Origin of the sequence: Rhodococcus sp. IEGM 1351, assembly GCF_030056875.1 — a bacterium.
GTDB classification, from domain to species: Bacteria; Actinomycetota; Actinomycetes; order Mycobacteriales; family Mycobacteriaceae; genus Rhodococcus_F; species Rhodococcus_F opacus.
Map to the genome: position 1 here is coordinate 352,175 of NZ_JASHKU010000001.1, position 24,357 is coordinate 376,531.

Sequence of the window (24,357 nt, forward strand, 5' to 3'; positions counted from 1 at the left end):
GTCAGTCGTTTGCGTGCAGAGCGGCGTTCAGTTCCACGCCGGTGCCCTTCCACGGCACGACCTCGACGGCTCCCGACACGGAGTTGCGACGGAACAGCAGGTTGGACTGGCCGTTGAGTTCCTTGGCCTTCACGACGGTGCCGTCCGGCCCGGTGACCTTGGTGCCGGCGGTCACGTACAGGCCGGCCTCGAGGACGCAGTCGTCGCCGAGCGAGATGCCGAGACCGGCGTTGGCGCCGAGCAGGCAGCGCTTGCCGACGGAGATGGTCTCCTTGCCGCCACCGGACAGGGTGCCCATGATCGACGCACCGCCGCCCACGTCGGATCCGTCGTCGACGACGACGCCCGCGGAGATACGGCCTTCGACCATGGAGTTGCCGAGCGTGCCGGCGTTGAAGTTGACGAAGCCCTCGTGCATCACGGTGGTGCCGCTTGCCAGGTGGGCGCCGAGGCGGACGCGGTCGGCGTCGGCGATGCGGACGCCGGACGGCACGACGTAGTCGACCATGCGCGGGAACTTGTCGACACCGAACACGGTGACCACGCCGCGGATGCGCAGACGCGACCGCACCTTCTCGAAGCCCTCGACCGCACAGGGACCGAAGTTGGTCCACACCACGTTGGACAGCAATCCGAACAGACCGTCGAGGTTGACGCCGTGCGGGGTCACGAGGCGATGCGAGAGGAGGTGAAGGCGCAGGTAGGCGTCGTGGGCGTCGACCGGCGGCGCCGACAGGTCGGCGATGGTGGTGCGCACCACGACCTGGTCGACCTCACGCGCCTCGTCGGGTCCGGCGAGAAGTGCCAGATCGGAGGGGATGTCGCCACCCTCGATCCGCACGGTGCCCGCGTCGTCGAAGTTTCCCAGCTCGGGCGCCGGGAACCAGGTGTCGAGGACCGTGCCGCCGACGGTCACGTTGGCGATGCCTACTGCTGATGCTCCCTGTGTGCTCACGGCAGTAAAGGTTACTGCCTCATTACTCGGGCATTCCCAGCGGTCGTTATCGGGCGTGATCGAATCGAAACCGAGCGGGTTCCGGCGATGTGGGGGACCATGCACGGGGCACGTGGGACACACCGGGAAAGGTCGTGGGAATGCGCATGTCGCACTGGGGTCGATTCATCGGAGGAGGCGTCCGGGCCGTGGCCGCGGGTGCGCTGCTCGCCGGGGCCGTGTCGGTGGTGGCGCCGCAGACCGCGTCCGCCGCTCCGGTGTGCCCGGGCGCCGGCCAGGCACCGGTCCTCGTCGGGCGGGTGCCGGGAGCGGCGCTCGAGGGAGTCGCCGTGGACGGCGGCGGCCGCCTTTACACGACGGACCTTCTGAGCGGGCGGGTGTTCCGCCTCGACGCCCCGGGAGCCCCCGCGGTCCCGGTCGCGACGGTGCCGGACGGCGGGGCCGGGGCGCTGGCCTGGGCGTCGGACGGTTCACTGCTGGTGGGGTACGGCGCGGACGCCCGCGTGTTCCTCGGCGACATCCTGCGTCCGGGTGCGATCGCGAAGCTGAACACCGCGACCAACGTGCTCACCCCGTTCGTTTCGGGCCTGAGCGCGGCGAACGGACTCGATGTCGCCGCCGACGGAACGGCATACGCCACCAACGACTTCGGAACCCAGATCGGGCGGGTGTTCCCCGACGGGCGGGTGGAACCCAACTGGGCGACGCTGCCCAGCGCCAACGGGGCGGTGCTCGGCGCGGACGATCGGTACCTCTACGTGTCGCGGACGTTCGTGAATCCGGGCGTGAGCCGGATCCCGCTCTCGAACCCCGGAGCGCCCGAGAGCATCCTCGACCTGTCCGGTCTCGACACCTTCGCCGCACCCGACGGTCTGGCCCTGGACTCGAGAGGCCGTCCGGTGGTCCCGGCCAATGTGCGCGGCGAGATCTGGCGCCTCGACTCGCCGGGGCGGTACTGCATGCTGGCGTCCGGTCTGCCGACGTCGAGCATGGTCGTCTACGGGCAGGGGTCCGGCGGCTTCTCGGCGGGACGGCTGTTCCGCATCGGTTTCGACGGTGCGATCTACGAGATCCCGGGCGGCTTCGACGGGTAGCAACGCCCGAGCGGGCGGACGGGTCGGCTTAGGGTGGACGGGTGAGCCCACTCGACCTCCACGCCGATCCCATCGACCTCACCGCCGCCCTGGTGGACATCCCGAGCGTCTCGCACGACGAGTCGGCGATCGCCGCCGCCGTCGAGTCGGCGCTGCGGGAGCAGACCACCGGTTTCGAGATCATCCGAAACGGCAACGCCGTGCTCGCCCGGACCGATCGGGGACTGCCGAGCCGGGTGATGCTCGCCGGTCACCTCGACACGGTGCCGATCGCGGACAACGTGCCCTCGCGGCGTGAGGGCGATCTGCTGCACGGATGCGGAACGGTCGACATGAAGTCGGGCGACGCGGTGTTCCTGCACCTCGCCGCCACCACCCGGAACCTCGCGCACGATCTGACCCTGGTGTTCTACGACTGCGAGGAGATCGCAGCCGTGCACAACGGGCTCGGACGGATCGAACGCGAGAACCCCGACTGGCTGCGCGCGGACGTCGCGATCCTCGGCGAGCCGACCGGAGGCCTCATCGAGGCGGGGTGCCAGGGCACGTTGCGGGTGACGCTGACCACCCGCGGCACCCGTGCGCACTCCGCGAGATCGTGGCTGGGCGACAACGCGATCCACCGCTTCGCCCCGGTTCTGCAGCGGCTGTCGGACTACACCGCGCGGTCGGTGGACATCGACGGCTGCGTGTACCGGGAGGGGTTGTCCGCCGTGCGGATCGCCGGTGGGGTCGCGGGAAACGTGGTTCCCGACGCGGCGGAGATGGACGTGAACTTCCGCTTCGCCCCCGACCGCAGCGCCGAGCAGGCCATCGACCACGTGCGGGAGGTCTTCGACGGCCTCGAGCTGGGTTTCGAGGTCACCGACCTGTCGCCGGGAGCCCTGCCCGGGCTGAGCGATCCCGCGGCCGCGGCCCTGATCGAGGCGGCGGGCGGCGAGTTCCGCGCCAAGTACGGGTGGACCGACGTGTCACGGTTCTCCGCCCTCGGCATCCCGGCCGTCAACTACGGTCCCGGCGATCCGAACCTCGCACACAAGCGGGACGAGCACGTGCCCGTCCAGCAGATCACCGACGTGACGACCGTGCTGCGCGCCTACCTGAGCGCCCCGTGACTGCCCGGTGCCCCGAACGGGCCACCCGCTAGCCTGGGGCGCATGGCACCCGAGAAGAACACTCACGGCCGGAAGTCCTCGTCCGTGAAGCACCGGGGTCCGGTGCAGTTGAGGCGCGCCCGCAAGGACGACACCACCACCGACGAGCGGTTGCTCGACGAGCGGGGCTCGACCGACTGGGTGCACACCGACCCCTGGCGCGTACTGCGGATCCAGAGCGAGTTCGTCGAGGGGTTCGGTGCCCTGGCCGAGGCGCCGCGCGCGGTCACCGTCTTCGGTTCCGCTCGCACACCGGACGGCCACCCGGAGTACGAGGCGGGACGGGCGCTGGGTGCCCGCCTGGCCGAGGCCGGCTACGCCGTCATGACCGGCGGCGGCCCCGGCGTCATGGAGGCGGCCAACCGCGGCGCCAGCGAATCGGGTGGTTACTCCATCGGCCTCGGCATCGAGCTGCCGTTCGAGGAGGGCCTCAACGAGTGGGTCGACCTCGGCATCAACTTCCGCTACTTCTTCGCGCGCAAGACGATGTTCGTGAAGTACTCGCAGGCGTTCATCTGCCTGCCCGGCGGGTTCGGGACGCTCGACGAACTGTTCGAGGCGCTGACTCTGGTGCAGACGCGCAAGGTCACGAGATTCCCGATCGTCCTGTTCGGCACCGAGTACTGGTCCGGGCTGGTGGACTGGTTGCGGGGAACTCTCCAACGCAGCGGCAAGATCTCGGAAGGTGACGTCAATCTCTTGCACGTCACGGACGACGTGGAGGAAGCAGTGCAGATCGTCATACGGTCGCAGCAGGGTGTCGACGAAGCTGCCCTGCTCGGGACGGAGGACCAGTGGTGATGCCGGAAACTGTTCCACCGCAGCCGTTCTCGGTGTGCGTCTACTGTGCGTCCGGCCCCGTGGACGACCACTTCCTGGAGCTCGCGTCCCGGGTGGGTGCCGAAATCGGAAAGCGCGGTTGGCAACTCGTGTCCGGCGGTGGCAACGTCTCGATGATGGGCGCGGTGGCCGAGGCCGCCCGCGCGGCAGGGGCGACAACCGTCGGTGTCATCCCGAAAGCTCTGGTGCACAGGGAAGTCGCCGACGTCGACGCCGACGAGCTGGTGGTCACCGACACCATGCGTCAGCGCAAGCAGATCATGGAGGACCGGGCCGACGCGTTCGTGACGCTGCCCGGCGGTATCGGCACGCTCGAGGAGCTGTTCGAAACGTGGACCGCGGGCTATCTCGGCATGCACGAGAAGCCGGTGGTCCTGCTGGATCCGCACGGTCACTACACCGGGCTGCTCGACTGGCTGGACGGGCTGCGGGGCGGCGGTTTCGTGGCGCAGCGCGCCCTCGACAGGCTGCTCGTCCGGGCCGATGTCGGGGAGGCGCTGGACGCCTGCGTCTCCTGAGGCGCCGCCCGGTCCGCGTCGTGGCGCACGTTGTTACCGTGCAGTAAGGTGACCTGACTCATACTGCAGGCCTGAGGGGATGTCATGCGTTCTGAAGCTCGTTCAACGATCGGGGTGGTCGACCTCGCGAGGCGGCTGCCGGCCATGATTCCGGAGCTGCCGATCATGGCGAGAGGGGTCCTCGGCCTGATCCGGACCCCCGACGCGAGGGAATCGATCGGCCTGGTCTTCCAGCGCGCCGCCGCGGCGCACCCGCGCCGCACGTTCCTGCGGTTCGAGGGCGAATCGCTGAGCTACCGGAACGCCAACATCCGCGTGAACCGCTACGCCCACGTGCTCGCCGACCTCGGCGTGGCACGCGGGGACGTCGTCGGGATCCTCGGTAAGAACTCACCCGAGACGCTGCTCATCGCACTCGCCGCGGTCAAGCTCGGCGCCGCCGCCGGGATGCTGAATCACAACCAGCGCGGAGACGTGCTCGCCCACAGCATCTCGCTGCTCGACAGCCGGGTCCTGGTGGTGTCCGAGGCGTCGAGCGAGGCCATGGACTCGCTCGACGAACCACCCGCCGTGCCCTCGGTGCTGTACTTCGACGACCTCGACCGTCTCGCCGAGAAGGCCGGGGACGACAACCCCGAGGTGTGCGAGCAGATCCAGGCCCGGGAGAAGGCCTTCTACATCTTTACCTCCGGCACCACGGGACTGCCGAAGGCCAGCCTGATGAGCCACTTCCGCTGGCTCAAGAGCATGTCCGGACTCGGCAACATGGGCGTCCGGCTGCGCGGCAGCGACGTCCTGTACTGCTGCCTGCCGCTCTATCACAACAACGCGCTGACGGTGTCGCTGTCCTCGGTGCTCGGGTCGGGTGCGACGCTCGCACTGGGCAAGCAGTTCTCGGCGTCCAAGTTCTGGGCCGACGTCGAACTGAACCGGGCCACCGGGTTCACCTACATCGGCGAGCTGTGCCGGTACCTGCTGAACCAGCCCGAGAAGCCCGGCGACCGCGACAACTCCATCCGGCTGATGGTCGGGAACGGTCTCCGTCCGGAGATCTGGTCCGAGTTCATCACCCGGTTCGGGATCTCCCGGGTCGCCGAGTTCTACGGCGCCAGCGAGTGCAACATCGCGTTCGTCAACGCCCTCAACGTCGACCGGACGGCAGGCATCTGCCCCCTGCCGCACGCGGTGGTCGAGTACGACGAGGACAGCGGATCGCCCCGGCGGCACTCCGACGGCAAGCTGCGGAAGGTACGCACCGGCGACGTCGGACTGCTGCTGTCGAAGGTGACGGACCGTGCGCCGTTCGACGGATACACCGACGAGGAGGCCACCGACAAGAAACTCGTCCGCGACGGCTTCGACGACGGCGACTGCTGGTTCGACACCGGCGACCTGGTGCGCCGCCAGGGCTGGTCGCACGTGGCGTTCGTCGACCGGCTCGGCGACACGTTCCGCTGGAAGGGGGAGAACGTCGCGACCACCGAGGTCGAGGGCGCACTCCTCGCGCATCCGGCGGTCGAGCACGCCGTCGTCTACGGCGTCGAGATCCCCGGGACCGACGGTCGCGCGGGGATGGCCGCGGTGACGTTGCACGAGAACGAGAAGTTCGACGGCGCCGACGTCGCGGAGTTGCTGTTCCAGCGGCTGCCGTCGTACGCGGTGCCGCTGTTCGTCCGCGTCGTCGATTCCCTCGAGCAGACGTCGACGTTCAAGAGCCGCAAGGTGGAACTCCGCAAGGAGGGTTACGACGTCGAGGACACCGACACGTTGCACGTGCTGTCCGGGCGCAGCGACGGCTACAAGCCCTCGTACGACGGGTACGTCGACGAAGTGGCGAAGGGTTCGCTGCCCAAGGGGTGATGCGCCTTCGGCGCCCGTGAGTACTTGTCAACCGCCCGCCGTTAACAAGTACTCACGGGTGGTTTCGATTTCGCTGCGTGCCAATATTGGTGACATGGCCGAGACAGACGTACCGCCCGCGCCCGACCACCCGTCGCCCACGCTGTGCGGGCGCCCCGTGGCGGTCGATCGTGCGCTCGTGATGGCCATCGTGAACCGGACACCCGATTCGTTCTACGACCGCGGTGCCACGTTCACCGATTCCGCCGCCATGTCGGCGGTCGAACGGGCTGTGGACGAGGGTGCCGACCTCGTCGACATCGGGGGTGTGAAGGCCGGACCGGGTGACGTCGTCGACTCCGCGGAGGAGACCCGGCGGGTGGTGCCGTTCGTGGCCGCGATCCGCGAGCGCTACCCGGAGTTGCTCATCAGCGTCGACACCTGGCGCAGCGACGTGGCCCGGCTCGCCGTCGCCGAGGGCGCCGATCTCATCAACGACACGTGGGCCGGCGCCGATACTGCGCTCGTCGAGGTGGCCGCGGAGACGGGCGCCGGCATCGTCTGCTCACACACCGGGGGAGCGGTTCCGCGGACCCGTCCGTTCCGCGTCCGCTACACCGACGTCGTCGCGGACGTCCTCCGGGAAGTGGTGTCGGCCGCCGAGAACGCGGCCCGGCTGGGTGTGCCCGCCGACTCGATCCTCATCGATCCGACCCACGATTTCGGGAAAAACACCTATCACGGGCTCGAGTTGTTGCGGCGAGTGGAAGATCTTGTAAATACCGGATGGCCAGTGCTCATGGCGCTGAGCAACAAGGACTTCGTCGGGGAGACTCTAGGGGTAGATCTCGTCGAGCGGTTGGAGGGAACATTGGCAGCGACAGCGATGGCCGCCGCAGGAGGCGCCCGTGTCTTCCGTGTCCACGAAGTTGCCCCCACGCGTCGAGTGGTGGACATGGTGGCCGCGATTCAAGGCCGGCGCGCACCGTCCCGCACCGTGCGGGGGCTGGCATGAGTGCCGTGGGGGCCCGGGCGGCCCGCACGATGGTGGCGGAGGAGCGAACCCCACGCAGCTGGGCCGAGGCGAACAGCTGGGACCAGCCGTCGTGGAGCATCGCCGAACTCGAACGAGCCAAGGCCGGGCGCACCGTCTCGGTGGTCCTGCCGGCGCTCAACGAGGAGGAGACCGTCGCCGCGGTGGTGGACACGATCCACCCGTTGCTCGGTGGTCTGGTGGACGAGTTGATCGTGCTCGATTCCGGATCGACGGACCTGACGGCGGAACGCGCACGCGCGGCGGGCGCCACCGTCATCAGCCGGGAGGAGGCGGTGCCCGCATTCCCGCCCGTGGCGGGCAAGGGTGAGGTGCTGTGGCGTTCCGTCGCCGCGAGCACCGGTGACCTCATCGCCTTCGTCGACTCGGATCTCATCAACCCGGATCCGGCCTTCGTCCCGAAGCTGCTGGGACCGCTGCTGACGGCCGACGGCATCCATCTCGTGAAGGGCTACTACCGCCGTCCGCTCCGCCTGAGCGGCACGGAGGACGCCAACGGAGGTGGCCGGGTGACCGAGCTCGTGGCGCGTCCCATGCTGGCCTCGCTCCGGCCGGAGCTGACGTGCGTGCTGCAGCCGCTGGGCGGCGAGTACGCGGGCACCCGGGAGTTGCTGTCGGCGGTTCCGTTCGCCCCTGGATACGGCGTCGAGATCGGCCTGCTGCTCGACACGTACGACCGTCTCGGACTCGGTGCGATCGGCCAGGTCAATCTGGGGGTGCGCAAGCACCGCAACCGCCCGCTGTCCGAACTCGGGGTGATGAGCAGGCAGATCATCGGCACGATGATGCGGCGCTGCGGGGTGCCCGACTCCGGGGCGGGTCTGACCCAGTTCCTGGTGGACGGCGACTCCTTCGTTCCGACGACGACGGACGTCACGCTGGCCGACCGCCCGCCGATGAACACGGTGTGCCCCTGACCGCGCGCCCCTGAGGGAGGTTGCTGTCGGACGTCCGTGACAGGATCGGGGCATGGTGACAGCCCTGCTCTATCTGCTCGTCATGGCGTTCGTCGGCGCGATGCTGTTCCTCGCCGCCAGTGCGGTGTTCGGCCGTTCCGAGGAACTCGCGCCCCTGCCGCCCGGCACCACGCTCACTGCCCTGCCCGCCGAGGGTGTGACGGGCGCCGACGTGGAGGCGTTGCGATTCCAGCAGACGCTGCGGGGGTACAAGGCCAGCGAGGTCGACTGGGCGCTGTCCCGGCTGGGCCGTGAAATCGATTCGCTGCGTGAGCAGTTGGCGGCGGTCGAAGCCGCGTCCGAACGGCCGGGGGATGCCTCGTGACAGCCCCCGAGGACAGGGTGCGGTGCGCGTGGGCGGTCGACACGGACGGGTCCCGGCTGTACCGGGACTACCACGACCTCGAGTGGGGTCGTCCGCTGCACGGCCGCGACGAGTTGTACGAGAGGCTGTGCCTCGAAGCGTTCCAGTCAGGACTGTCGTGGATCACGATTCTCCGCAAGCGCGAGGCCTTCCGGGCCGCCTTCGCCGGGTTCGATCCGGAGGCGGTGGCCCGGTACACGGAACGGGACGTGGTGCGCCTGCTCGAGGACGCGTCGATCGTGCGGAACCGGGCCAAGATCGAGGCGTCGGTGAGCAATGCGCGGGCCCTCCTGGAGTTGTCGGACACCGACCTCGACACCCTGCTGTGGTCGTTCGCCCCGCCGCCGCGCCCGAGCCGCCTCGCCACCGTGAACGACGTCCCGGCCGTCACACCGGAGTCCACCGCGATGGCGAAGGAATTGAAGCGCCGAGGCTTCAAATTTGTGGGCCCTACCACTGCTTATGCACTCATGCAGGCCACCGGGATGGTGGACGACCACGTGGCCGCCTGCTGGGTCCCGATCACTGCCTGAACTGCCGGTGGACCTGCCTATTCGTGACTCAGGTTCCCGGTACTCGTGTCCATAGGGAAGAATGGATGTCACAAGCCTCGCCGAGTGTTGGCGGGGTGCCAAAATTTGTCGAGGCGCAAGCAGGCAGCGCAGATCTGGAGGGAGCAGAGGATGGCGGCCATGAAGCCCCGGACCGGGGACGGTCCCCTCGAAGCAACCAAAGAGGGACGAGGAATCGTCATGCGGGTTCCGCTCGAGGGTGGTGGACGTCTGGTTGTCGAGCTCACCCCGGAGGAAGCTGCCGCACTCGGTGAAGAGCTCAAGGGCGTCACCAGTTAGTCGAGTGCGGAGAGAACCTCACAGGGCAGGCCCCGTCGCCGTTCTCGGTGCGGGGCCTGTTCCGTGTCCGGAACGGGGAGGCGAACGTTCGTGCTGGCCGATGTGACCGACCTGCTGGCGTGCCCGCAGTGCCGGTCCCGTGTGGAACTCGACGAAGGCGCGATCCTGTGCGACCAGGGGCATGCCTTCGATGTGGCGCGTCAGGGTTACGTGAGCCTGATGACCGGCGCCGGTGGCAAGTTCGACGGCGACAGCCCCGAGATGATCGCCGCACGTGCGGACTTCCTCGGCGGCGGCAGCTTCGACCCGCTGATGGACGCCGTCGCCGACGCGGTGGTGGCGGGCACCGGGCCCGGCGACGATCCCCGGATCCTCGAGATCGGTGCGGGCACAGGCCACTACCTGGCGCGCGTCCTCGACGCCGTCCCGACCGGCCGGGGAATCGGGCTCGACGTGTCCAAGTACGCGGCGCGGCGCATCGCCAAGGCTCACCCACGTGCCGGCGCGGTGGTTGCCGACGTGTGGCAACACCTTCCGGTGCGGGACCACGTGCTCAGCCACGTCCTGTGCGTGTTCGCGCCGCGCAACGCTGACGAGGCGCACCGGGTACTGGCCGAGCGCGGCTCCCTGGTGGTCCTCACCCCCACGGAGCGGCACCTGGGGGAGCTCGTGGACCTGCTCGGCATGGTCCGGGTGGACGACCGGAAGGTCGAGCGGCTCGGGGCCGCGATGTCCGGGCGGTTCGAGCGTACCGACCACGTGGCCGTGGAGTACCCCATGTCGTTGTCGCACCTCGACGTGGCCCGGCTCGTCGGGATGGGGCCGTCGGCGCGGCACCTCACCCCCGACCGGCTCGCATCCTCGATCGCCGCGCTGCCGCAGGACTATCCGGTGACGGCGTCGGTGACGGTGTCCACCTACGCCCGGCTCTGAACACCTCGGTCAGCGCCTCGACAGCGCGTCCTGGTAGACGTCGAGGGTCTGCTGTGCGATGGCCGCCCAGGAGAACTCGGCGATCGCCCGCGCCCGCCCGGCCTTGCCCATCGCCTGGGCGGTGCCGACGTCGGCGGCGATTGCGTTGACCGACTCGGCCAGCGCCTGTTCGAACGCCTCGGGCTCGTACGAGTTGTAGTGCACCAGACGGCCGGTGACCCCGTCCTCCACCACCTCGGGGATACCGCCGACGTCGGACGCCACGACCGCGGTCTCGCAGGCCATGGCCTCGAGGTTCACGATCCCCAGCGGCTCGTACACGGACGGGCACACGAAGACGGTTGCGGCCGACAGGATCTCCCGCACCTGGTCGGTGGGCAGCATTTCCCGCACCCAGAACACGTTGCCCCGGTGCGCGGCGAGCGCGGCCACGGCCTGCTCGGTCTCGGCGGCGATCTCCGGGGTGTCGGGTGCGCCCGCGCACAGCACCAACTGGATCTCGGGCGCGAAGTGGTGGGCTGCGGCGATCAGATGACCGACACCCTTCTGCCGGGTGATGCGGCCGACGAACGCCACCATCGGCTGGTCCGGGTCGACGCCGATCTTCGCGAGGGCGGAGTCCCTCGGACCTGCGGGCCCCGCATGCCAGACCGACGTGTCGATCCCGTTGCGCACCACGTGGACCCGGTGCGGGTCGACGAACGGGTACGCGTCGAGGACGTCGAGTCGCATCCCGGCGCTCACGGCGATCACCGCGTCGGCGTGCTCGACGGCGTTGCGCTCCGACCACGAGGAGATGCGGTAGCCGCCGCCCAGCTGCTCCGCCTTCCACGGCCTCCGTGGCTCGAGGGAGTGGGCGGTGAGGATGTGGGGGACGTCGTACAACGCGGACGCCAGATGGCCCGCCAGGCCGGTGTACCAGGTGTGGGAGTGCACGACGTCGGCACCGGTCGCGGCGTCGGCCATGCGCAATTCGGCGGACAGCGTCGCGAGTGCCGGATTGGCCCCGGCCAACGCGGGATCGGGGGTGTGCACGACCGCTCCGACGCGCGGAGCGCCCATACAGTGCACGTCCACCTCACACAGCTGCTTCAACTGAGCAACCAGTTCGGTGACGTGTACACCCGCACCGCCATAGATCTCCGGTGGATATTCCTTGGTCATCATCGCCACCCGCACCGGCCTAACGTAACCGTCCGGGACGCTTCGGGCCACCGCTCTCGGACACATTCAGGTATCGGAGAAACGGTGACTCGGCGCTTCGCTGGCGGGGGGAGTGGCCGCCCGATAGGTTGACAGGGTGAGGAGCCAGCCACATGTGCTTGGAATCGTGCTCGCCGGCGGCGAGGGCAAACGTCTCTATCCGCTCACCGCGGATCGGGCGAAGCCCGCTGTGCCTTTCGGAGGCGCCTACCGGTTGATCGATTTCGTGCTCAGCAATTTGGTCAATGCGGGATACCTCCGCCTGTGTGTTCTGACGCAGTACAAGTCGCACTCGTTGGACCGCCACATCTCTCAGACGTGGCGACTGTCCGGGTTCGCGGGTGAATACATCACTCCCGTTCCCGCGCAGCAACGTCTGGGCCCGCGCTGGTACACCGGTAGTGCGGACGCGATCCTGCAGTCGCTGAACCTCGTCTACGACGAGGATCCCGAGTACATCGTCGTGTTCGGTGCCGACCACGTGTACCGGATGGATCCGGAGCAGATGGTGCAGCACCACATCGAGTCGGGTGCCGGCGTGACGGTGGCCGGGATCCGGGTGCCGCGCAGCGAGGCGTTCGCGTTCGGTTGTATCGACAGCGACGAGTCGGGCCGCATCGTCCAGTTCCTCGAGAAGCCGGCGCATCCGCCGGGAACCCCGGACGACCCCAACATGACGTTCGCGTCGATGGGTAACTACGTGTTCACCACCAAGGTGCTGGTCGACGCGATCCGGGCGGACTCCGAGAACTCCGACTCCGACCACGACATGGGCGGCGACATCATCCCCGCGCTCGTCGAGGCGGGCGAGGCGTCCGTGTACGACTTCAAGGACAACATCGTTCCCGGCGCCACCGACCGCGACCGGGGCTACTGGCGCGACGTGGGAACGCTCGACGCGTTCTACGACGCCCACATGGATCTCGTGTCGGTCCACCCGATCTTCAACCTCTACAACCGCCGGTGGCCGATCCGCGGTGAGACGGAGAACCTGGCGCCCGCCAAGTTCGTGCAGGGCGGCCTCGCGCAGGAGTCCGTGGTCGGGGCCGGGTGCATCCTGTCGGCGGCCACGGTGCGCAACTCCGTGCTCAGCTCCAACGTGATGGTCGACAGCGGCGCGACGGTCGAGGGCAGCGTCCTCATGCCCGGTGTGCGCATCGGCAAGGGCGCCGTGGTGCGCCGCGCCATCCTCGACAAGAACGTGGTCGTCGGCGACGGCGAAATCATCGGCGTCGACCTCGAGCGCGACAAGCAACGCTTCGCCGTCAGCAACGGCGGCGTCGTCGCCATCGGCAAGGGCGTCTGGATCTAGCGGAAGGGCCCCGGAACGGGGCTCTCAGAGCTTGGACGCGCAGAGCAGTCCGTCGCCGATCGGCAGGAACACGCGGATCAACTGGTCGTCCTCGGCGAGGGCCTTCGCGGCCTCGCGGACGGCGACGGTCGCCGCGTCACGCTGGCTCGGGTCGACGACCCGCCCCCCGTGCAGGGCGTTGTGCAGCACGATGGCGCCGCCCGGACGCAGCAGGCGGACCCCTTCGCGGACGTAGTGCGGGTGATCGACCGGTGCGCTGTCGACGAACACCAGGTCGTACGCCCCGTCGGCGAGCCGCGGCAGGACGTCGAGTGCCCGGCCGTTGATCAGCCGTGTCCGGGCCGGTGCGATGTCGTTGGTCCGGAACGACAGCTTGGCGGCCCGCTGGTGCTCGGGTTCACTGTCGATGGTGGTGAGGACGCCGTCCTCGCGCATGCCCCGGAGCAGCCACAAACTGCTCACACCCGCGCCGGTTCCGACCTCGACGACCGTCTTGGCGTCCAGCATGCGGGCAAACAGGGCTAGAGCAGCACCGACCGCGGGAGGTACCGGTCCGGCACCGAGGTCGTCCGCCCGCTCCCTGGCCGCACCGAGGGCCTCGTCTTCACGGACAGCCCCTTCTGCGTGGGTGAGTATCCGTTCGGCGTTTGTCTGCACGCACATGAGGCTATCGGGGTCTCGTCGTCGCCGCTGCGAGGCGCGCTCGACAACGATGCCGCGACCTGCCCGGCCGCGATTCTCAGGAATACCTCAGCTTGCTCACACCGCACACATATCGCGATGGGAAAGAGTATGTCCAACGCCAGATCCGAAGACCGCCCGGCGGGGAGATCACGACGACGGAGGAAAGTCCGAGAATCCGGGAACAAATCCCGGCCCTCGGGAGTTGACGCCTATACCACGTTCAGTGATCTGCGGTCCTGAGTAGGAGGATCCACTTAACTCGATGAGCAACCACACGATGGCTCCAGACGAGAGAAACACCGACGAGCAGCTGTCGGACGCCGAGCTGACGGGCACGGCTGTGTTCGATGCCACAGGCGAGAAGTCCGCCATGCCGTCCTGGGACGAACTCGTCCGTGAGCACGGCGACCGAGTCTACCGACTGGCCTACCGGCTGTCGGGCGACGCGCAGGACGCCGAGGACCTCACTCAGGACACGTTCATCCGCGTGTTCCGGTCCCTGTCCGACTACCAGCCCGGCACGTTCGAGGGCTGGCTGCACCGCATCACCACCAACCTCTTCCTCGACATGGTCCGCCGTCGTAACCGCATCCGCATGGAAGCGCTCCCGGAGGACTACGATCGTGTCCCGGCCGACGGGCCGAACCCCGAGGAGATCTACCACGACGCCCGCCTGGACGCGGATCTGCAGGCAGCGCTCGATTCGTTGGCCCCGGAGTTTCGCGCCGCGGTCGTGCTGTGTGACATCGAAGGACTGTCCTACGAGGAGATCGGTGCCACACTGGGTGTCAAGCTCGGAACCGTGCGTAGCCGCATCCACCGCGGCAGGCAGGCTCTGCGTGAGCATCTGGCTGTGAACGGAAAGGTTGACTCCGATCAGATCGGCGTCGGGTAGTTACCAGGAGGGACGAATGACGCAGGGGCGTGTACCTCGCCAGTTTGGCTCCACCGAACACCTGGCGAGTGAGGCGATCGCCGCCTACGTCGACGGTGAGCTCCGGATGTCCGCTTATCTGCGCGCCGCCCACCACCTGTCGATCTGCCCCGAGTGCGCGTTCGAGGTGGACTCCCAGCAGCAGGCTCGGCGTGCCCTGCGCCGCAGCGGCGACGTCGCCATGCCCTCCGGTCTCCTGGGTCTGCTGAGCCAGATCCCCAGTTGCAACCAGGGCGATCCCGCCGACAAGTCCCCGTTCGACTCCCACTCCCCGGATTCGCCGGTCACGAGCGCGTACTCGATCACGAGCCGGATCTGGTCCCGGCGCCGGCGCCGTTGAGCGCATCCGGACCGACGACGGCGGTGTCCGCGCTCAGCGAGGCATCGGTGATACTGGGGCGCGTGACTGACGCACACGAGGGGGACACGACAGCGTGACGGCGGATTACAAGACTCCGGGTTCCGATACGACGGCACCCGACGGTCCCGTGGCGGACGAGGCGGGCACGCTCCGCCCGGCGGACGCCCCACGGCTCGATCCGAGGCCCGTCTACCGCCCGCAGATCGACGCAGCGTCCAGCCGCGCGTTCGGCCGACCGGGTGGCGTCACCGGTTCCTTCGCCCCGTCGGATGCCCGGCGTGAGAGCGAACCCCCGGTGAAGGTCGGTGCCCCCGACCCCGTGCTGGCGGAGGCGTTCGGCCGGCCGGACGGCGAGGTCGACACCATTCAGCGTGATCCTCACCGGAAGCCCGCGACCCCGGCGGGCGAGGCACCGCCCGCCGACCCCTGGCGAGATCCCGATGCGGGCGTCGAGCTCGGCTCCCCGGCGCTGCACGCCGAAGAACATTCGCGCCCGCCCGCTCCCGCGCTCAGCGCCCGCGAGGTCCTGTTCGGCGGCAAGGTGGCGCCGAAGGCCCTCGTCGCGCTCGGCGGAATCGCGCTCGCGATCGGTCTGGTCGGTGGCCTCCTCGCCGCCGTGATCACCGCCGATCGCAGCTCGCTCACCAGCCAGAGCGTCACCCTCGTCCAGGGTGGCGGCGAGGAAGACCTCGGCCAGTCGCCCGTCGCGCAAGTCGCGGACGCCGTGCTGCCTGCCGTCGTCTCCATCCAGGTGGCGGTCGGCGACCAGGGCAGCACCGGTTCCGGTGTCGTCATCGACGGCGCCGGCTACATCGTCACCAACAATCACGTCATCTCCGCCGCGGCCACCGCCCCCGACGGCGGCAAGATCCAGGTGATCTTCTCGGACGGGACCAAGGCCGAGGCCCAGATCGTCGGTCGCGACATCAAGACCGACCTGGCCGTACTCAAGGTTTCCGCCGACAACCTGACGGTCGCGGAACTCGGCAAGTCCGGCGACGTGCAGGTCGGTGAGGACGTCGTCGCGGTCGGATCGCCCCTCGGGCTCAGCAAGACCGTCACCCGCGGAATTGTCAGCGCCCTGCACCGTCCGATGCGACTGTCCGGCGAGGGCTCCGACACGAACGCCGTCATCGACGCCGTCCAGACCGACGCCGCCATCAACCACGGCAACTCGGGCGGCGCGCTCGTCGACGACACCGGCCGGGTGATCGGCATCAACACCGCCATGCTCAGTGAGTCCGGCGGCTCGGTGGGTCTCGGCTTCGCGATTCCCATCGACGACGTCACGACGGTCGCTCAGACCCTCATCCGGGACGGCCGGATGCACCACCCGGACATCGGCGTCAACGCCCGCACCGTCGTCAACGACAACACCAGCGGTGCCCAGGTGGCCAATGTCCGCTCGGACAGCCCGGCCGCGCGGGCCGGGATCATCGAGAACGATGTGATCGTCAAGGTCGGCGACCGCACGGTCACGAGCGCCGACGAACTGGTCGTCGCCGTCAACCTGCAGAAGATCGGCGAACCCGTCCGGGTTCAGCTGATCCGCGAGGGCCGACTCGTCGATGTCGACGTGACCCCGGCCTCCGACTGACTCGAATGGTTGCTGTGAGATCGCTCCGTCACCTGGGCACACACCCTCACCGCACAGTAGGCTGACCACGTGTTCGGCAACATTGGTTGGGGCGAGTTCATGGTCCTCCTCGTCGCGGCTCTGGTCATCTTGGGACCCGAGCGGCTTCCGGGTGCGGTCAGCTGGGTAACGAAATCACTGAGGCAGGTCCGTGAGTATGCGAGCGGCGCCAGCCAGCAGCTCAAGGACGAGCTCGGTCCGGAGTTCGAGGATCTGCGCAAGCCGCTGTCGGACCTCAATCAGCTGCGCGGCATGACACCGCGCGCGGTCATCACCAAACACCTGCTCGACGGTGACGATTCGATTCTCACCGGCAACTTCGACAAGCCGAGTTCGGTGTCGTTCGACAAGCCGGGAACGAAGGCCGTCAGCGCCGATCCGTCGGCGCCCACTCCACCGCAGAGCAAGCCGCTCGCGGCAGGCGAGCGCCCCCCGATCGACCTCGACGCAACATAGGCCCTCCGGGCTCGTGCGCCTTTCCGGTTGTTCCAGCAACCAGAAAGGCGCACGAGCGCGCAGCGCCTAGAGGTGGCGGGTGGTGTCGATCCCCAGCGACATTCCGGCGAGTCCACGCTTGCGGACGGCCAGCTTGTCGGCGATGTCGCGGAGTGCCGTCGCGGCCGGCGAATCCGGGTGGCCGAGGACGATGGGAACACCGCCGTCGCCGCCTTCACGGACCGCCTGCTCGAGCGGGATCTGCCCCAGCAGCGGCACCTTCGCGCCCACGGCCTTCGTCAGTCGGTCGGCGACGGCCTGCCCGCCGCCGGACCCGAAGATGTCCATCCGGCTGCCGTCGGGCAAGTCCATCCAGGACATGTTCTCGACGACTCCGACGATCCGCTGACGGGTCTGCAGTGCGATGGCGCCAGCGCGCTCGGCCACCTCGGCGGCCGCCTGCTGCGGGGTCGTGACGACGAGGATTTCCGCACCGGGGATCAGCTGTGCGACGGAGATGGCGACGTCGCCGGTGCCGGGCGGCAGATCGAGCAGCAGAACGTCCAGGTCGCCCCAGAAGACGTCGGCGAGGAACTGCTGCAGCGCGCGGTGCAGCATCGGCCCACGCCACACGACCGGGGTGTTGCCCTGGGTGAACTGGGCGATCGAGATCATCTTCACGTCGTGCGCGACGGGCGGCATGATCATGCGTTCCACCTGCGTGGGCTTGGCGTCGGTGCCGAGCATGCGGGGAACGGAGTGTCCGTAGATGTCGGCGTCGAGCACGCCCACCGACAGTCCGCGGGCCGCGAGTGCGGCGGCAAGGTTGACGGTGACGCTGGACTTGCCGACACCGCCCTTGCCGGATGCGACAGCGTAGACGCGGGTCAGCGAGCCGGGCTGGGCGAACGGGATGACGGGCTCGGCCGAGTCTCCGCGCAGCGACTTGCGGAGTTCGGTGCGCTGCTCGTCGCTCATCACGTCGAGTTCGACGCGGATCGCACCGACACCGGGGACGTCCGCCACGGCCTTGGTTACCCGGTCGCTGATCTCGGTCCGCATCGGACAGCCCGCGGTGGTCAGGTAGATCGCGATGTCGACGCTGTCGTCGGCCGCGATGTCGACGCTCTTGACCATCCCGAGTTCGGTGATCGGTTTCCGGATCTCGGGATCCTGGACGCGCGCCAGGGCGCTACGTACAGCGGACTCGCTCAGGACTGGCATGACTCAATGGTAAGGATGTGCGCTCAGTGGATGCGCGGCAGGTCCGCGGCCGCCGGGATGATTCCGCTGGAGTAGCCGGCGGACCATGCGAGCACGTTGGCCACGTAGGCGGCGGAGTTGTTGTATCGGTGCACGGCCTTGGCGGCCTGAATCGGATCCTTGACGTTCAATCCGCCGTCGCACAGGTACTTTCCGGTGGTCAGCGCGGAGTCGAAGAGGTTCTGCGGATCGGCGACGCCGTCGCCGTTGCCGTCGCCCGCATAACGATTCCACGTCTCGGGGAGGAACTGGGTGGGTCCGACGGCGCGGTCGTAGTTGGCGTCGCCGTCCAACGTGCCCCCGTCGGTGTCGCGGATCACGGCGTTGCCGCCGAGGGTGCCGTCGAGGACGGGACCGAGGACGGGCTTGAGCATGTTGCCCTTGTCGTCCGCCTTGCCGTCGTAGGCGTGGGTGGACTCGACGCGGCCGATTCCGGCGATGAGCGTCCAGTACATGCCGCAACCCGGCTGTTCGACCGCGAGGATGCGTTCGGCGTTCTGGTACGCCGAGACGCTGATGGCCGGGATGCCGAGCGCGCCCTGGGCGATGCTCGCCGGAAGGGGAGGGGTGGCCTGGACGGGTGCGAGCGCCGGCGCAGCGGGCGCTGCTTCGGCTGCCGGTGCGGCCTCGGCGGCAGTCTCGGCCACGGGGGTGACGGCTTCCGCGGCCTCGGGTGCGGTGTCAGTCGCCTCCTGGGCGACGTCGGCGACCTCCGACGAGGAGCTCGTGGAAAGGAAAGGGACCTTGGGTGCGGCGCCGGCCGTGTTGGCTGCGGTGATCAGTCCGATGGGGACGAGTCCGGTAAGCGCGATGACCGAATTGCGGCGGATATGGGAGTCCGTCTTCTTGTTGTGCCGACCCACTCGATTGCCTCCTGCGACCCCCGTCTCGGGGTGTTCCGTTCAACTGACCGGATCGAGGCTACCTGATTCGATACGCTTCCGTTATCCAACCGTGATCAAACGGACTTGTATCGCACGGTTCCGTTACTCCGAAGGCACGTGAGCGAGCGTAACGAACACGGCAAGGTCACGCCAGGACGTCGAGGGGCCTCAAGGTTGTCGGACGGAGCGGGCGGTCGTGCCGTCAGGAACCCGGACACCCGAACACTCCGCCGCGCGCCCTGCAAGCAGAGCGCGCGGCGGAGGCGGGGGGTGACTACCGGGGAACGGCGTCGGCCGGAGGGGCGCCCGGGGCGGGCTCGACCGGGCCGGGCGTGACGGATGCCGGGGCGCCGGGGTCGGCGGGCGGGCAGAAGATCAGGCAGGGCAGTTGCGGCAGCGGCGGGAGTCCAGGAATCGGCGGGGCCGGAGCGGGCGCCGCGGAAGTGGCCGCGCCGTCCGTGGACGGCTGCGGGGTGGTCGCGAGATCGCGTGGAAGGTCCGATTCGGCCGCGGCGGCGTCGGCGAGACGCCCGGGCGACGGCGAGGCCGACTCCGACAGCTGGCTCGGCGTCGGAGTTCCACCGTTCCTGTAGGCGTTCGACCAGGTGATGACGTTGGCGGCGTACGCGGCAGAGTTGTTGTACCGCAGGACCGCGCGAGTTTCCTGGAGCGGATCGCGGAGGTCGAGACCACCCGAGCAGAGGTAGCGGGCGGCCGCCAGCGTCGCGTCGAACACGTTGTTCGGATCGGCCACGCCGTCCGCGTTGCCGTCGGACGCGTACTTGGCCCACGTGGACGGAATGAACTGCATCGGTCCGACGGCGCGATCGTGCCCGGGGTCGCCGTCCGTGGCGCCGCGGTCGGTGTCTCGGATGACCTCGTTGCCGGCCAGCCGGCCGTCGAGAACGGGGCCCAGGATCGGGGTGAGCGTGGTGCCGACCGAGTCGGTCCGGCCGCCGCCGGCATGCCCTGATTCGATGCGGCCGATACCGGCCAGCAGATGCCACGGCAGACCGCACTTCGGGGCCTCCGCCATCATCTCGAGTTCCGCGGACCGGTACGCGTTGAGCACGATCTCCGGGATGCCCAGAGCGCTCAGGATCACCGGTGCGGCGATGAGCCCGGTGCCGGACGGCGACATCGGAGATGTGGGATTTGTCACCGCGGGCAGCGGCGCGGGCGCGGGCGGCGGGGGAGCTGCCCTCTGGGACCGCGCGATCCGGGGTGTCGGCGCCACGATTCCCGACGGCGGGAAGTACGCGGCCTGGGGCGTGGTTCCCGCCGTGACCGAAGCTGCTCCGAGCGTCGTCGCCCCGCCGGTGGAAGAGACGGCACTCGTGCCGACGGATGCGCCGCTGACAGCAGAACCGCCGGTCGAGGACCCGAGGGTGGCAACTGCGCCCACTGTCAGGGCAGTCACCGTCAACAGTCCACGTATCCGCACTCGATCACCCCCTGCGGTGCTCTTCCTTTTCGCACACCGCATACATCCGAGAAGATGTGGCTGACGTTACATATACGTGATCGACCCTGCCGGAGTTTGCGGGGATTCGCCGAGCCTCATTTGCGCCGGGTACGCGTGTCTTCCTCGTCGCCCAGCAGCGACTTGATCTCGTCGAGTTCGCGCCGCAGGTAGTCGCGGGTGGCGACCTCACCGATCGCGATGCGCAGAGCCGCCAGTTCCCGTGCGAGGAACTCGGTGTCCGCCTTCGTCTGCTCGGCGCGCGAGCGGTCCTCCTCGAGGGAGACGCGGTCGCGGTTCTCCTGGCGGTTCTGCGCCAAGAGGATCAGCGGCGCCGCGTAGGCGGCCTGAGTGGAGAACGCCAGGTTGAGCAGGATGAACGGGTACGGGTCCCACTGCAATCGGACGGCGAAGACGTTGATGATGATCCAGACGATCACGACCACCGTCTGAATCATCAGGTAGCGGCCCGTGCCGAGGAACCGGGCGAAGTTCTCGCTGGCCCGGCCGACGGCCTCCACGTCGTACGTGACCCGGAAGCGGCGGGTACCCCGCGGGGTGTCGAGGCGCTGTCGGTCGGACAGGCTCCGGGCGGCTGCGCTGGCTGATTTCTCGCTCATCCGTCGATCTCCTCTTCGCGCCAGTCCTCGGGGAGGAGGTGGTCCAGGACATCGTCGACGGTGACCGCACCGATCAGGTGGTCCTCGTCGTCGACCACCGGCCCGCACACCAGGTTGTAGGTGGCGAAGTAGCGGGTCACCGACGTCAGGGAATCCTCGGGTGCCAGCCGTGGCATATCGGTGTCGAGCAGTCCGCCGACCAGGCTCGCGGGCGGCTCGCGCAGCAGTTTCTGCAGGTGCACGCAGCCGAGGTAGCGGCCGGTCGGGGTCGCGGTCGGTGGGCGGACGACGAACACCATGCTCGCGAGGGCGGGGGTGACGTCCGAGATCCGGGCGCGGGCCAGGGCCTCGGCGACCGTCGTCGACGCGGTGAGGACCACCGGCTCCGGAGTCATCAGACCACCCGCGGTGTCGGGTGAGTGCTCGAGCAGCCGGCGGACCGGCTCGGAGTCCTGCGGGTCCATCAGCTGCAGCAGCGATTCGGCCTCGGTCTCGGGAAGCTCACCGAGGAGGTCGGCGGCGTCATCGGGGTCCATGGCCTCGAGGACATCCGCGGCGCGCTCGACCTCGAGGTGCATGAGCAGGTCCGTCTGGTCGTCGGAGGGCAGTTCCTGGACGACGTCGGCGAGGCGTTCGTCGTCGAGTGCGAGAGCGAGTTCGTGGCGGCGTTTCTCCGGGAGGAGCCGCATCGCGTTCGCGACGTCGGCCGCGCGCATGCCCTCGAACTGCGTGAGCAGCGCCGAGACGCCCTGGCCGGGCATCGCCAGGTCGGTCTGCGTGAGGCCCTGGACGTGCTGCCATTCGACGACGTGCATGGCGGCGCGGCGACCGAGTCGGCCACGGTGCCCGCGCACCGCGACCTTCGACACCACCCAGTCCCGGGTGCGGGTCTGCTCGATGCCCAGATCGACGACGATGATGTCGGCGTCCCGCAGCTCCTCGAGTTCCGGGTCGTCCACGCGCACGTGGGAATCCGCCACCTGGGCGAGGGCGAGCACCTCGCCGGGCCGCTGCTGGAATCGGCGAAGACTGACGTTGCCGGTGGTGAGTGTCACCGAGCTCGGTTCGATGGCGGTGACGCGGAGCATCGGGACGAAGATGCGTTTGCGCGTGAACAATTCGATGACCAGTCCGAGGACGCGCGGCTGCTGCCGGCCGACGCGCGCGGTGATCACCACGTCCCGGACGCGGCCGATCGACTCCCCATCGGGGCCGAGCACCACCAGGCCGGCCAGCCTGGCTGCAAAAACCTTGTTCGCAGCTGCCATGATTGCCAGGCTAGATCCTTGTACAGAAATACAGAGAATCGAACACCTGCGAAAGTGGAGGATCGTCCGTCATGAGTTCCGTCTACAGGCCACGGCGATCGGTGCTCGCCGTTCCGGGCAGCAGCCGCAAGATGATCGACAAGGCGAAGGGACTGCCCGCGGACGAGATCTTCCTCGACCTCGAGGACGCGGTGGCACCGCTCGCGAAGCAGGAAGCGCGCGGCACCATCGCCGAGGCGCTCGCCGAGGACGGGTGGGGCGACCAGATCAAGGTGGTGCGGGTCAACGACTGGACCACCGAGTGGACGTACGCCGACGTCGTCGAGGTCGTGGGACGTGCGGGTGCCCACCTCGACGCGATCCTGCTGCCGAAAGTGCCGGACGCCAGCCATGTTCAGGCCCTCGACCTGCTGCTGACCCAGATAGAGAAGGCCAACGGGCTCGAGGTCGGCCGGATCGGAATCGAGCCGCAGATCGAGAATGCGATCGGGCTCACCAACATCGACGCCATCGCGACCGCCAGCCCCCGCGTGCAGACCCTGGTGTTCGGTCCCGCCGACTTCATGGCGAGCATCAACATGCGCACGCTGGTCGTCGGGGAGCAGCCGGACGGCTACGACCGCGGCGACGCCTACCACCACATCCTGATGACCATCCTGATGGCCGCCCGCGCGCACGGGGTGCAGGCCATCGACGGTCCCTACCTGCAGATCCGCGACGTGGAGGCGTTCCGCCGGTCGGCACAGCGCACGGCCGCGCTCGGCTTCGACGGCAAGTGGGTGCTGCATCCCACCCAGATCGAGGCAGCGAACGACGTGTTCAGCCCCCGTCAGGACGATTACGACCGGGCCGAACTGATCCTGGACGCCTACGAGTTTTACACCTCCGCGGCCGGCGGCGGTCGCGGTGCCGTGATGCTCGGCGACGAGATGATCGACGAGGCGAGTCGCAAGATGGCGCTCGTGATCTCGGCCAAGGGGCGCGCCGCGGGTATGAAACGGACCACCGAGTTCGTGCGACCCGACGAGAAATAGCCTCAGCAGGCAGAATGGTTGTCACAGGACCGATCCTGAGAGAACCACACGAGGAGACCAGCTGACGATGACGAATCCACTCGGACAGTCCAATGGGGCGCGGCGTGGGGCTCTGCCGGAACCCCCCACGGGCTGGCCCATCGGTTCGTATCCCACCTACGCCGAGGCGCAGCGCGCCGTCGACTACCTCTCCGATCAGGAATTCTCGGTGGAGGACGTCACCATCGTGGGTGTCAACCTCATGCAGGTCGAGCGGGTGCTGGGCCGCCTCACCTGGGCGAAAGTGATTGGCGGGGGCATCGTTTCGGGCGCCTGGCTCGGCGTGTTCTTCGGTTTGCTGCTGGGCATCGTCACGGGCGGTTTCCTGGCGCCGCTCGTCGTCGGCATCGTCGGCGGGATCATCTTCGGGCTGATCTCCACGACGATCCCGTACGCGGCGACGCGGGGAACCCGGGACTTCGCGTCGACGATGCAACTGGTCGCCGGCCGGTACGACGTGCTGTGCGAGCCGAAGTCGGCGGAGAAGGCCAGGGACATGCTGGCCAAGCTGGCGCTCTGATCGGCGCTCTCGCCTCGACCTGCGGGTTGCGGCCGGGTCACGGATTACGTCCTATTCGCGACGTTCGCGGCGATTTCACCCAGTTCGCCGACGATGTCGGATAGGTTTACGGCGCAATGCGTGGGCCCAGGCCCGCGCCGAAAC

At 68.7% G+C, this 24,357-nt stretch carries 26 protein-coding genes; 18 read left to right on the forward strand and 8 right to left on the reverse strand.

All coding sequences use genetic code 11. From position 1 onward, the window contains the following. Window position 1: 1 nt before the first annotated feature. The gene (gene dapD / locus QM806_RS01690) at window positions 2-955 is read right to left on the reverse strand and encodes a 2,3,4,5-tetrahydropyridine-2,6-dicarboxylate N-succinyltransferase (protein ID WP_037206621.1); all 954 of its coding nucleotides are present in this window, start codon (window positions 953-955) and stop codon (window positions 2-4) included. A gap of 140 nt (window positions 956-1,095) precedes the next feature. On the opposite strand from dapD, the gene QM806_RS01695 reads away from it, so the two are divergent. The 11 genes from QM806_RS01695 (at window position 1,096) to QM806_RS01745 (ending at window position 10,558) form a co-directional block, all read left to right on the forward strand. Beyond that, window positions 1,096-2,049 (forward strand): SMP-30/gluconolactonase/LRE family protein, encoded by a 954-nt coding sequence (locus tag QM806_RS01695; protein ID WP_169694978.1) that lies wholly within the window; start codon window positions 1,096-1,098, stop codon window positions 2,047-2,049. A gap of 41 nt (window positions 2,050-2,090) precedes the next feature. Then, window positions 2,091-3,164 carry a succinyl-diaminopimelate desuccinylase gene (gene dapE / locus QM806_RS01700; RefSeq protein ID WP_169694976.1) on the forward strand — a complete coding sequence of 358 codons (1,074 nt, stop codon included), beginning with the start codon at window positions 2,091-2,093 and terminating at the stop codon, window positions 3,162-3,164. A gap of 42 nt (window positions 3,165-3,206) precedes the next feature. Next, the gene (locus QM806_RS01705) at window positions 3,207-4,004 is read left to right on the forward strand and encodes an LOG family protein (RefSeq protein WP_005564607.1); all 798 of its coding nucleotides are present in this window, start codon (window positions 3,207-3,209) and stop codon (window positions 4,002-4,004) included. Beyond that, window positions 4,004-4,561 carry a cytokinin riboside 5'-monophosphate phosphoribohydrolase gene (log, locus tag QM806_RS01710; protein ID WP_043788732.1) on the forward strand — a complete coding sequence of 186 codons (558 nt, stop codon included), beginning with the start codon at window positions 4,004-4,006 and terminating at the stop codon, window positions 4,559-4,561. The genes QM806_RS01705 and log overlap by 1 nt, the downstream gene beginning before the upstream one ends. 84 nt (window positions 4,562-4,645) lie before the next feature. After that, window positions 4,646-6,421: a long-chain-acyl-CoA synthetase gene (locus tag QM806_RS01715; RefSeq protein ID WP_283290139.1), complete on the forward strand. Its 1,776-nt coding sequence runs from the start codon at window positions 4,646-4,648 to the stop codon at window positions 6,419-6,421. Between the two features lie 94 nt (window positions 6,422-6,515). Beyond that, on the forward strand, window positions 6,516-7,415 hold the full coding sequence (gene folP, locus QM806_RS01720) for a dihydropteroate synthase (RefSeq protein ID WP_133986446.1): 900 nt from the start codon (window positions 6,516-6,518) through the stop codon (window positions 7,413-7,415). Continuing rightward, a complete protein-coding gene (locus QM806_RS01725) occupies window positions 7,412-8,371 on the forward strand; it encodes a glucosyl-3-phosphoglycerate synthase (RefSeq protein WP_372448426.1) in 960 nt (319 codons plus the stop codon). The genes folP and QM806_RS01725 overlap by 4 nt, the downstream gene beginning before the upstream one ends. Before the next feature lie 52 nt (window positions 8,372-8,423). Continuing rightward, entirely contained in the window at window positions 8,424-8,735 is a 312-nt protein-coding gene (locus QM806_RS01730) for a DivIVA domain-containing protein (protein ID WP_005239244.1), read from the forward strand. Beyond that, a complete protein-coding gene (locus tag QM806_RS01735) occupies window positions 8,732-9,307 on the forward strand; it encodes a DNA-3-methyladenine glycosylase I (protein ID WP_120659388.1) in 576 nt (191 codons plus the stop codon). The genes QM806_RS01730 and QM806_RS01735 overlap by 4 nt, the downstream gene beginning before the upstream one ends. Before the next feature lie 150 nt (window positions 9,308-9,457). Beyond that, window positions 9,458-9,625: a DUF3117 domain-containing protein gene (locus QM806_RS01740; protein WP_003936084.1), complete on the forward strand. Its 168-nt coding sequence runs from the start codon at window positions 9,458-9,460 to the stop codon at window positions 9,623-9,625. A gap of 90 nt (window positions 9,626-9,715) precedes the next feature. Further along, window positions 9,716-10,558: a putative RNA methyltransferase gene (locus tag QM806_RS01745; RefSeq protein ID WP_120659387.1), complete on the forward strand. Its 843-nt coding sequence runs from the start codon at window positions 9,716-9,718 to the stop codon at window positions 10,556-10,558. Between the two features lie 9 nt (window positions 10,559-10,567). Here QM806_RS01745 and glgA read toward each other — a convergent pair whose 3' ends face one another. Next, window positions 10,568-11,737 (reverse strand): glycogen synthase, encoded by a 1,170-nt coding sequence (gene glgA / locus QM806_RS01750; protein ID WP_005264634.1) that lies wholly within the window; start codon window positions 11,735-11,737, stop codon window positions 10,568-10,570. Between the two features lie 121 nt (window positions 11,738-11,858). Between glgA and glgC the strand changes: the two genes are divergently transcribed. Continuing rightward, window positions 11,859-13,073, forward strand: a complete 1,215-nt coding sequence (glgC, locus tag QM806_RS01755; RefSeq protein ID WP_005239253.1) for a glucose-1-phosphate adenylyltransferase — start codon at window positions 11,859-11,861, stop codon at window positions 13,071-13,073. A 24-nt stretch (window positions 13,074-13,097) separates the two neighbouring features. On the opposite strand, the gene QM806_RS01760 is transcribed toward glgC, so the two are convergent. Then, window positions 13,098-13,736, reverse strand: a complete 639-nt coding sequence (locus QM806_RS01760; protein ID WP_005239255.1) for an O-methyltransferase — start codon at window positions 13,734-13,736, stop codon at window positions 13,098-13,100. Window positions 13,737-14,019: 283 nt separating this feature from the next. Between QM806_RS01760 and sigE the strand changes: the two genes are divergently transcribed. The 4 genes from sigE (at window position 14,020) to tatB (ending at window position 17,144) form a co-directional block, all read left to right on the forward strand. Further along, window positions 14,020-14,652, forward strand: coding sequence for an RNA polymerase sigma factor SigE (sigE, locus tag QM806_RS01765; protein WP_005239257.1), 633 nt, complete (start codon window positions 14,020-14,022; stop codon window positions 14,650-14,652). Window positions 14,653-14,668: 16 nt separating this feature from the next. Next, the gene (locus QM806_RS01770) at window positions 14,669-15,031 is read left to right on the forward strand and encodes a DNA-directed RNA polymerase sigma-70 factor (protein WP_005264635.1); all 363 of its coding nucleotides are present in this window, start codon (window positions 14,669-14,671) and stop codon (window positions 15,029-15,031) included. A gap of 94 nt (window positions 15,032-15,125) precedes the next feature. Next, window positions 15,126-16,649, forward strand: a complete 1,524-nt coding sequence (locus QM806_RS01775; RefSeq protein WP_169695213.1) for a trypsin-like peptidase domain-containing protein — start codon at window positions 15,126-15,128, stop codon at window positions 16,647-16,649. A gap of 69 nt (window positions 16,650-16,718) precedes the next feature. Further along, on the forward strand, window positions 16,719-17,144 hold the full coding sequence (tatB, locus tag QM806_RS01780) for a Sec-independent protein translocase protein TatB (protein WP_005264637.1): 426 nt from the start codon (window positions 16,719-16,721) through the stop codon (window positions 17,142-17,144). A gap of 66 nt (window positions 17,145-17,210) precedes the next feature. Here tatB and QM806_RS01785 read toward each other — a convergent pair whose 3' ends face one another. The 5 genes from QM806_RS01785 to QM806_RS01805 all read right to left on the reverse strand — a co-directional run bounded on the left by QM806_RS01785 (window position 17,211) and on the right by QM806_RS01805 (window position 22,620). Continuing rightward, window positions 17,211-18,347 (reverse strand): Mrp/NBP35 family ATP-binding protein, encoded by a 1,137-nt coding sequence (locus tag QM806_RS01785; RefSeq protein WP_005573467.1) that lies wholly within the window; start codon window positions 18,345-18,347, stop codon window positions 17,211-17,213. Window positions 18,348-18,370: 23 nt separating this feature from the next. Further along, window positions 18,371-19,249: a lytic transglycosylase domain-containing protein gene (locus QM806_RS01790; protein WP_005264638.1), complete on the reverse strand. Its 879-nt coding sequence runs from the start codon at window positions 19,247-19,249 to the stop codon at window positions 18,371-18,373. Between the two features lie 295 nt (window positions 19,250-19,544). Beyond that, a complete protein-coding gene (locus tag QM806_RS01795; protein WP_169695214.1) occupies window positions 19,545-20,714 on the reverse strand; it encodes a lytic transglycosylase domain-containing protein in 1,170 nt (389 codons plus the stop codon). A 116-nt stretch (window positions 20,715-20,830) separates the two neighbouring features. Continuing rightward, window positions 20,831-21,352: a DUF1003 domain-containing protein gene (locus QM806_RS01800; protein WP_005264640.1), complete on the reverse strand. Its 522-nt coding sequence runs from the start codon at window positions 21,350-21,352 to the stop codon at window positions 20,831-20,833. Further along, window positions 21,349-22,620: a magnesium transporter MgtE N-terminal domain-containing protein gene (locus tag QM806_RS01805; RefSeq protein WP_005264648.1), complete on the reverse strand. Its 1,272-nt coding sequence runs from the start codon at window positions 22,618-22,620 to the stop codon at window positions 21,349-21,351. The genes QM806_RS01800 and QM806_RS01805 overlap by 4 nt, the downstream gene beginning before the upstream one ends. Window positions 22,621-22,691: 71 nt before the next feature. Between QM806_RS01805 and QM806_RS01810 the strand changes: the two genes are divergently transcribed. Together QM806_RS01810 and QM806_RS01815 are read left to right on the forward strand one after the other, a co-directional pair. After that, complete coding sequence (locus QM806_RS01810) at window positions 22,692-23,654, forward strand: HpcH/HpaI aldolase/citrate lyase family protein (protein WP_169695215.1); 963 nt, start codon at window positions 22,692-22,694, stop codon at window positions 23,652-23,654. A 67-nt stretch (window positions 23,655-23,721) separates the two neighbouring features. Next, on the forward strand, window positions 23,722-24,213 hold the full coding sequence (locus QM806_RS01815) for a general stress protein (protein WP_005239275.1): 492 nt from the start codon (window positions 23,722-23,724) through the stop codon (window positions 24,211-24,213). Window positions 24,214-24,357 lie beyond the last annotated feature (144 nt).

Coding starts and splice junctions, on each gene's coding strand:
- QM806_RS01760 (WP_005239255.1), bottom strand. CDS start 13,736: ATGTGCGTGCAGACAAACGCCGAACGGATACTCACCCACGCAGAAGGG.
- QM806_RS01805 (WP_005264648.1), bottom strand. CDS start 22,620: ATGGCAGCTGCGAACAAGGTTTTTGCAGCCAGGCTGGCCGGCCTGGTG.
- QM806_RS01695 (WP_169694978.1), top strand. CDS start 1,096: ATGCGCATGTCGCACTGGGGTCGATTCATCGGAGGAGGCGTCCGGGCC.
- sigE (WP_005239257.1), top strand. CDS start 14,020: ATGAGCAACCACACGATGGCTCCAGACGAGAGAAACACCGACGAGCAG.
- QM806_RS01800 (WP_005264640.1), bottom strand. CDS start 21,352: ATGAGCGAGAAATCAGCCAGCGCAGCCGCCCGGAGCCTGTCCGACCGA.
- QM806_RS01815 (WP_005239275.1), top strand. CDS start 23,722: ATGACGAATCCACTCGGACAGTCCAATGGGGCGCGGCGTGGGGCTCTG.
- QM806_RS01785 (WP_005573467.1), bottom strand. CDS start 18,347: ATGCCAGTCCTGAGCGAGTCCGCTGTACGTAGCGCCCTGGCGCGCGTC.
- log (WP_043788732.1), top strand. CDS start 4,004: ATGCCGGAAACTGTTCCACCGCAGCCGTTCTCGGTGTGCGTCTACTGT.
- QM806_RS01740 (WP_003936084.1), top strand. CDS start 9,458: ATGGCGGCCATGAAGCCCCGGACCGGGGACGGTCCCCTCGAAGCAACC.
- QM806_RS01725 (WP_372448426.1), top strand. CDS start 7,412: ATGAGTGCCGTGGGGGCCCGGGCGGCCCGCACGATGGTGGCGGAGGAG.
- QM806_RS01705 (WP_005564607.1), top strand. CDS start 3,207: ATGGCACCCGAGAAGAACACTCACGGCCGGAAGTCCTCGTCCGTGAAG.
- QM806_RS01770 (WP_005264635.1), top strand. CDS start 14,669: ATGACGCAGGGGCGTGTACCTCGCCAGTTTGGCTCCACCGAACACCTG.
- QM806_RS01810 (WP_169695215.1), top strand. CDS start 22,692: ATGAGTTCCGTCTACAGGCCACGGCGATCGGTGCTCGCCGTTCCGGGC.
- QM806_RS01730 (WP_005239244.1), top strand. CDS start 8,424: ATGGTGACAGCCCTGCTCTATCTGCTCGTCATGGCGTTCGTCGGCGCG.
- QM806_RS01715 (WP_283290139.1), top strand. CDS start 4,646: ATGCGTTCTGAAGCTCGTTCAACGATCGGGGTGGTCGACCTCGCGAGG.
- folP (WP_133986446.1), top strand. CDS start 6,516: ATGGCCGAGACAGACGTACCGCCCGCGCCCGACCACCCGTCGCCCACG.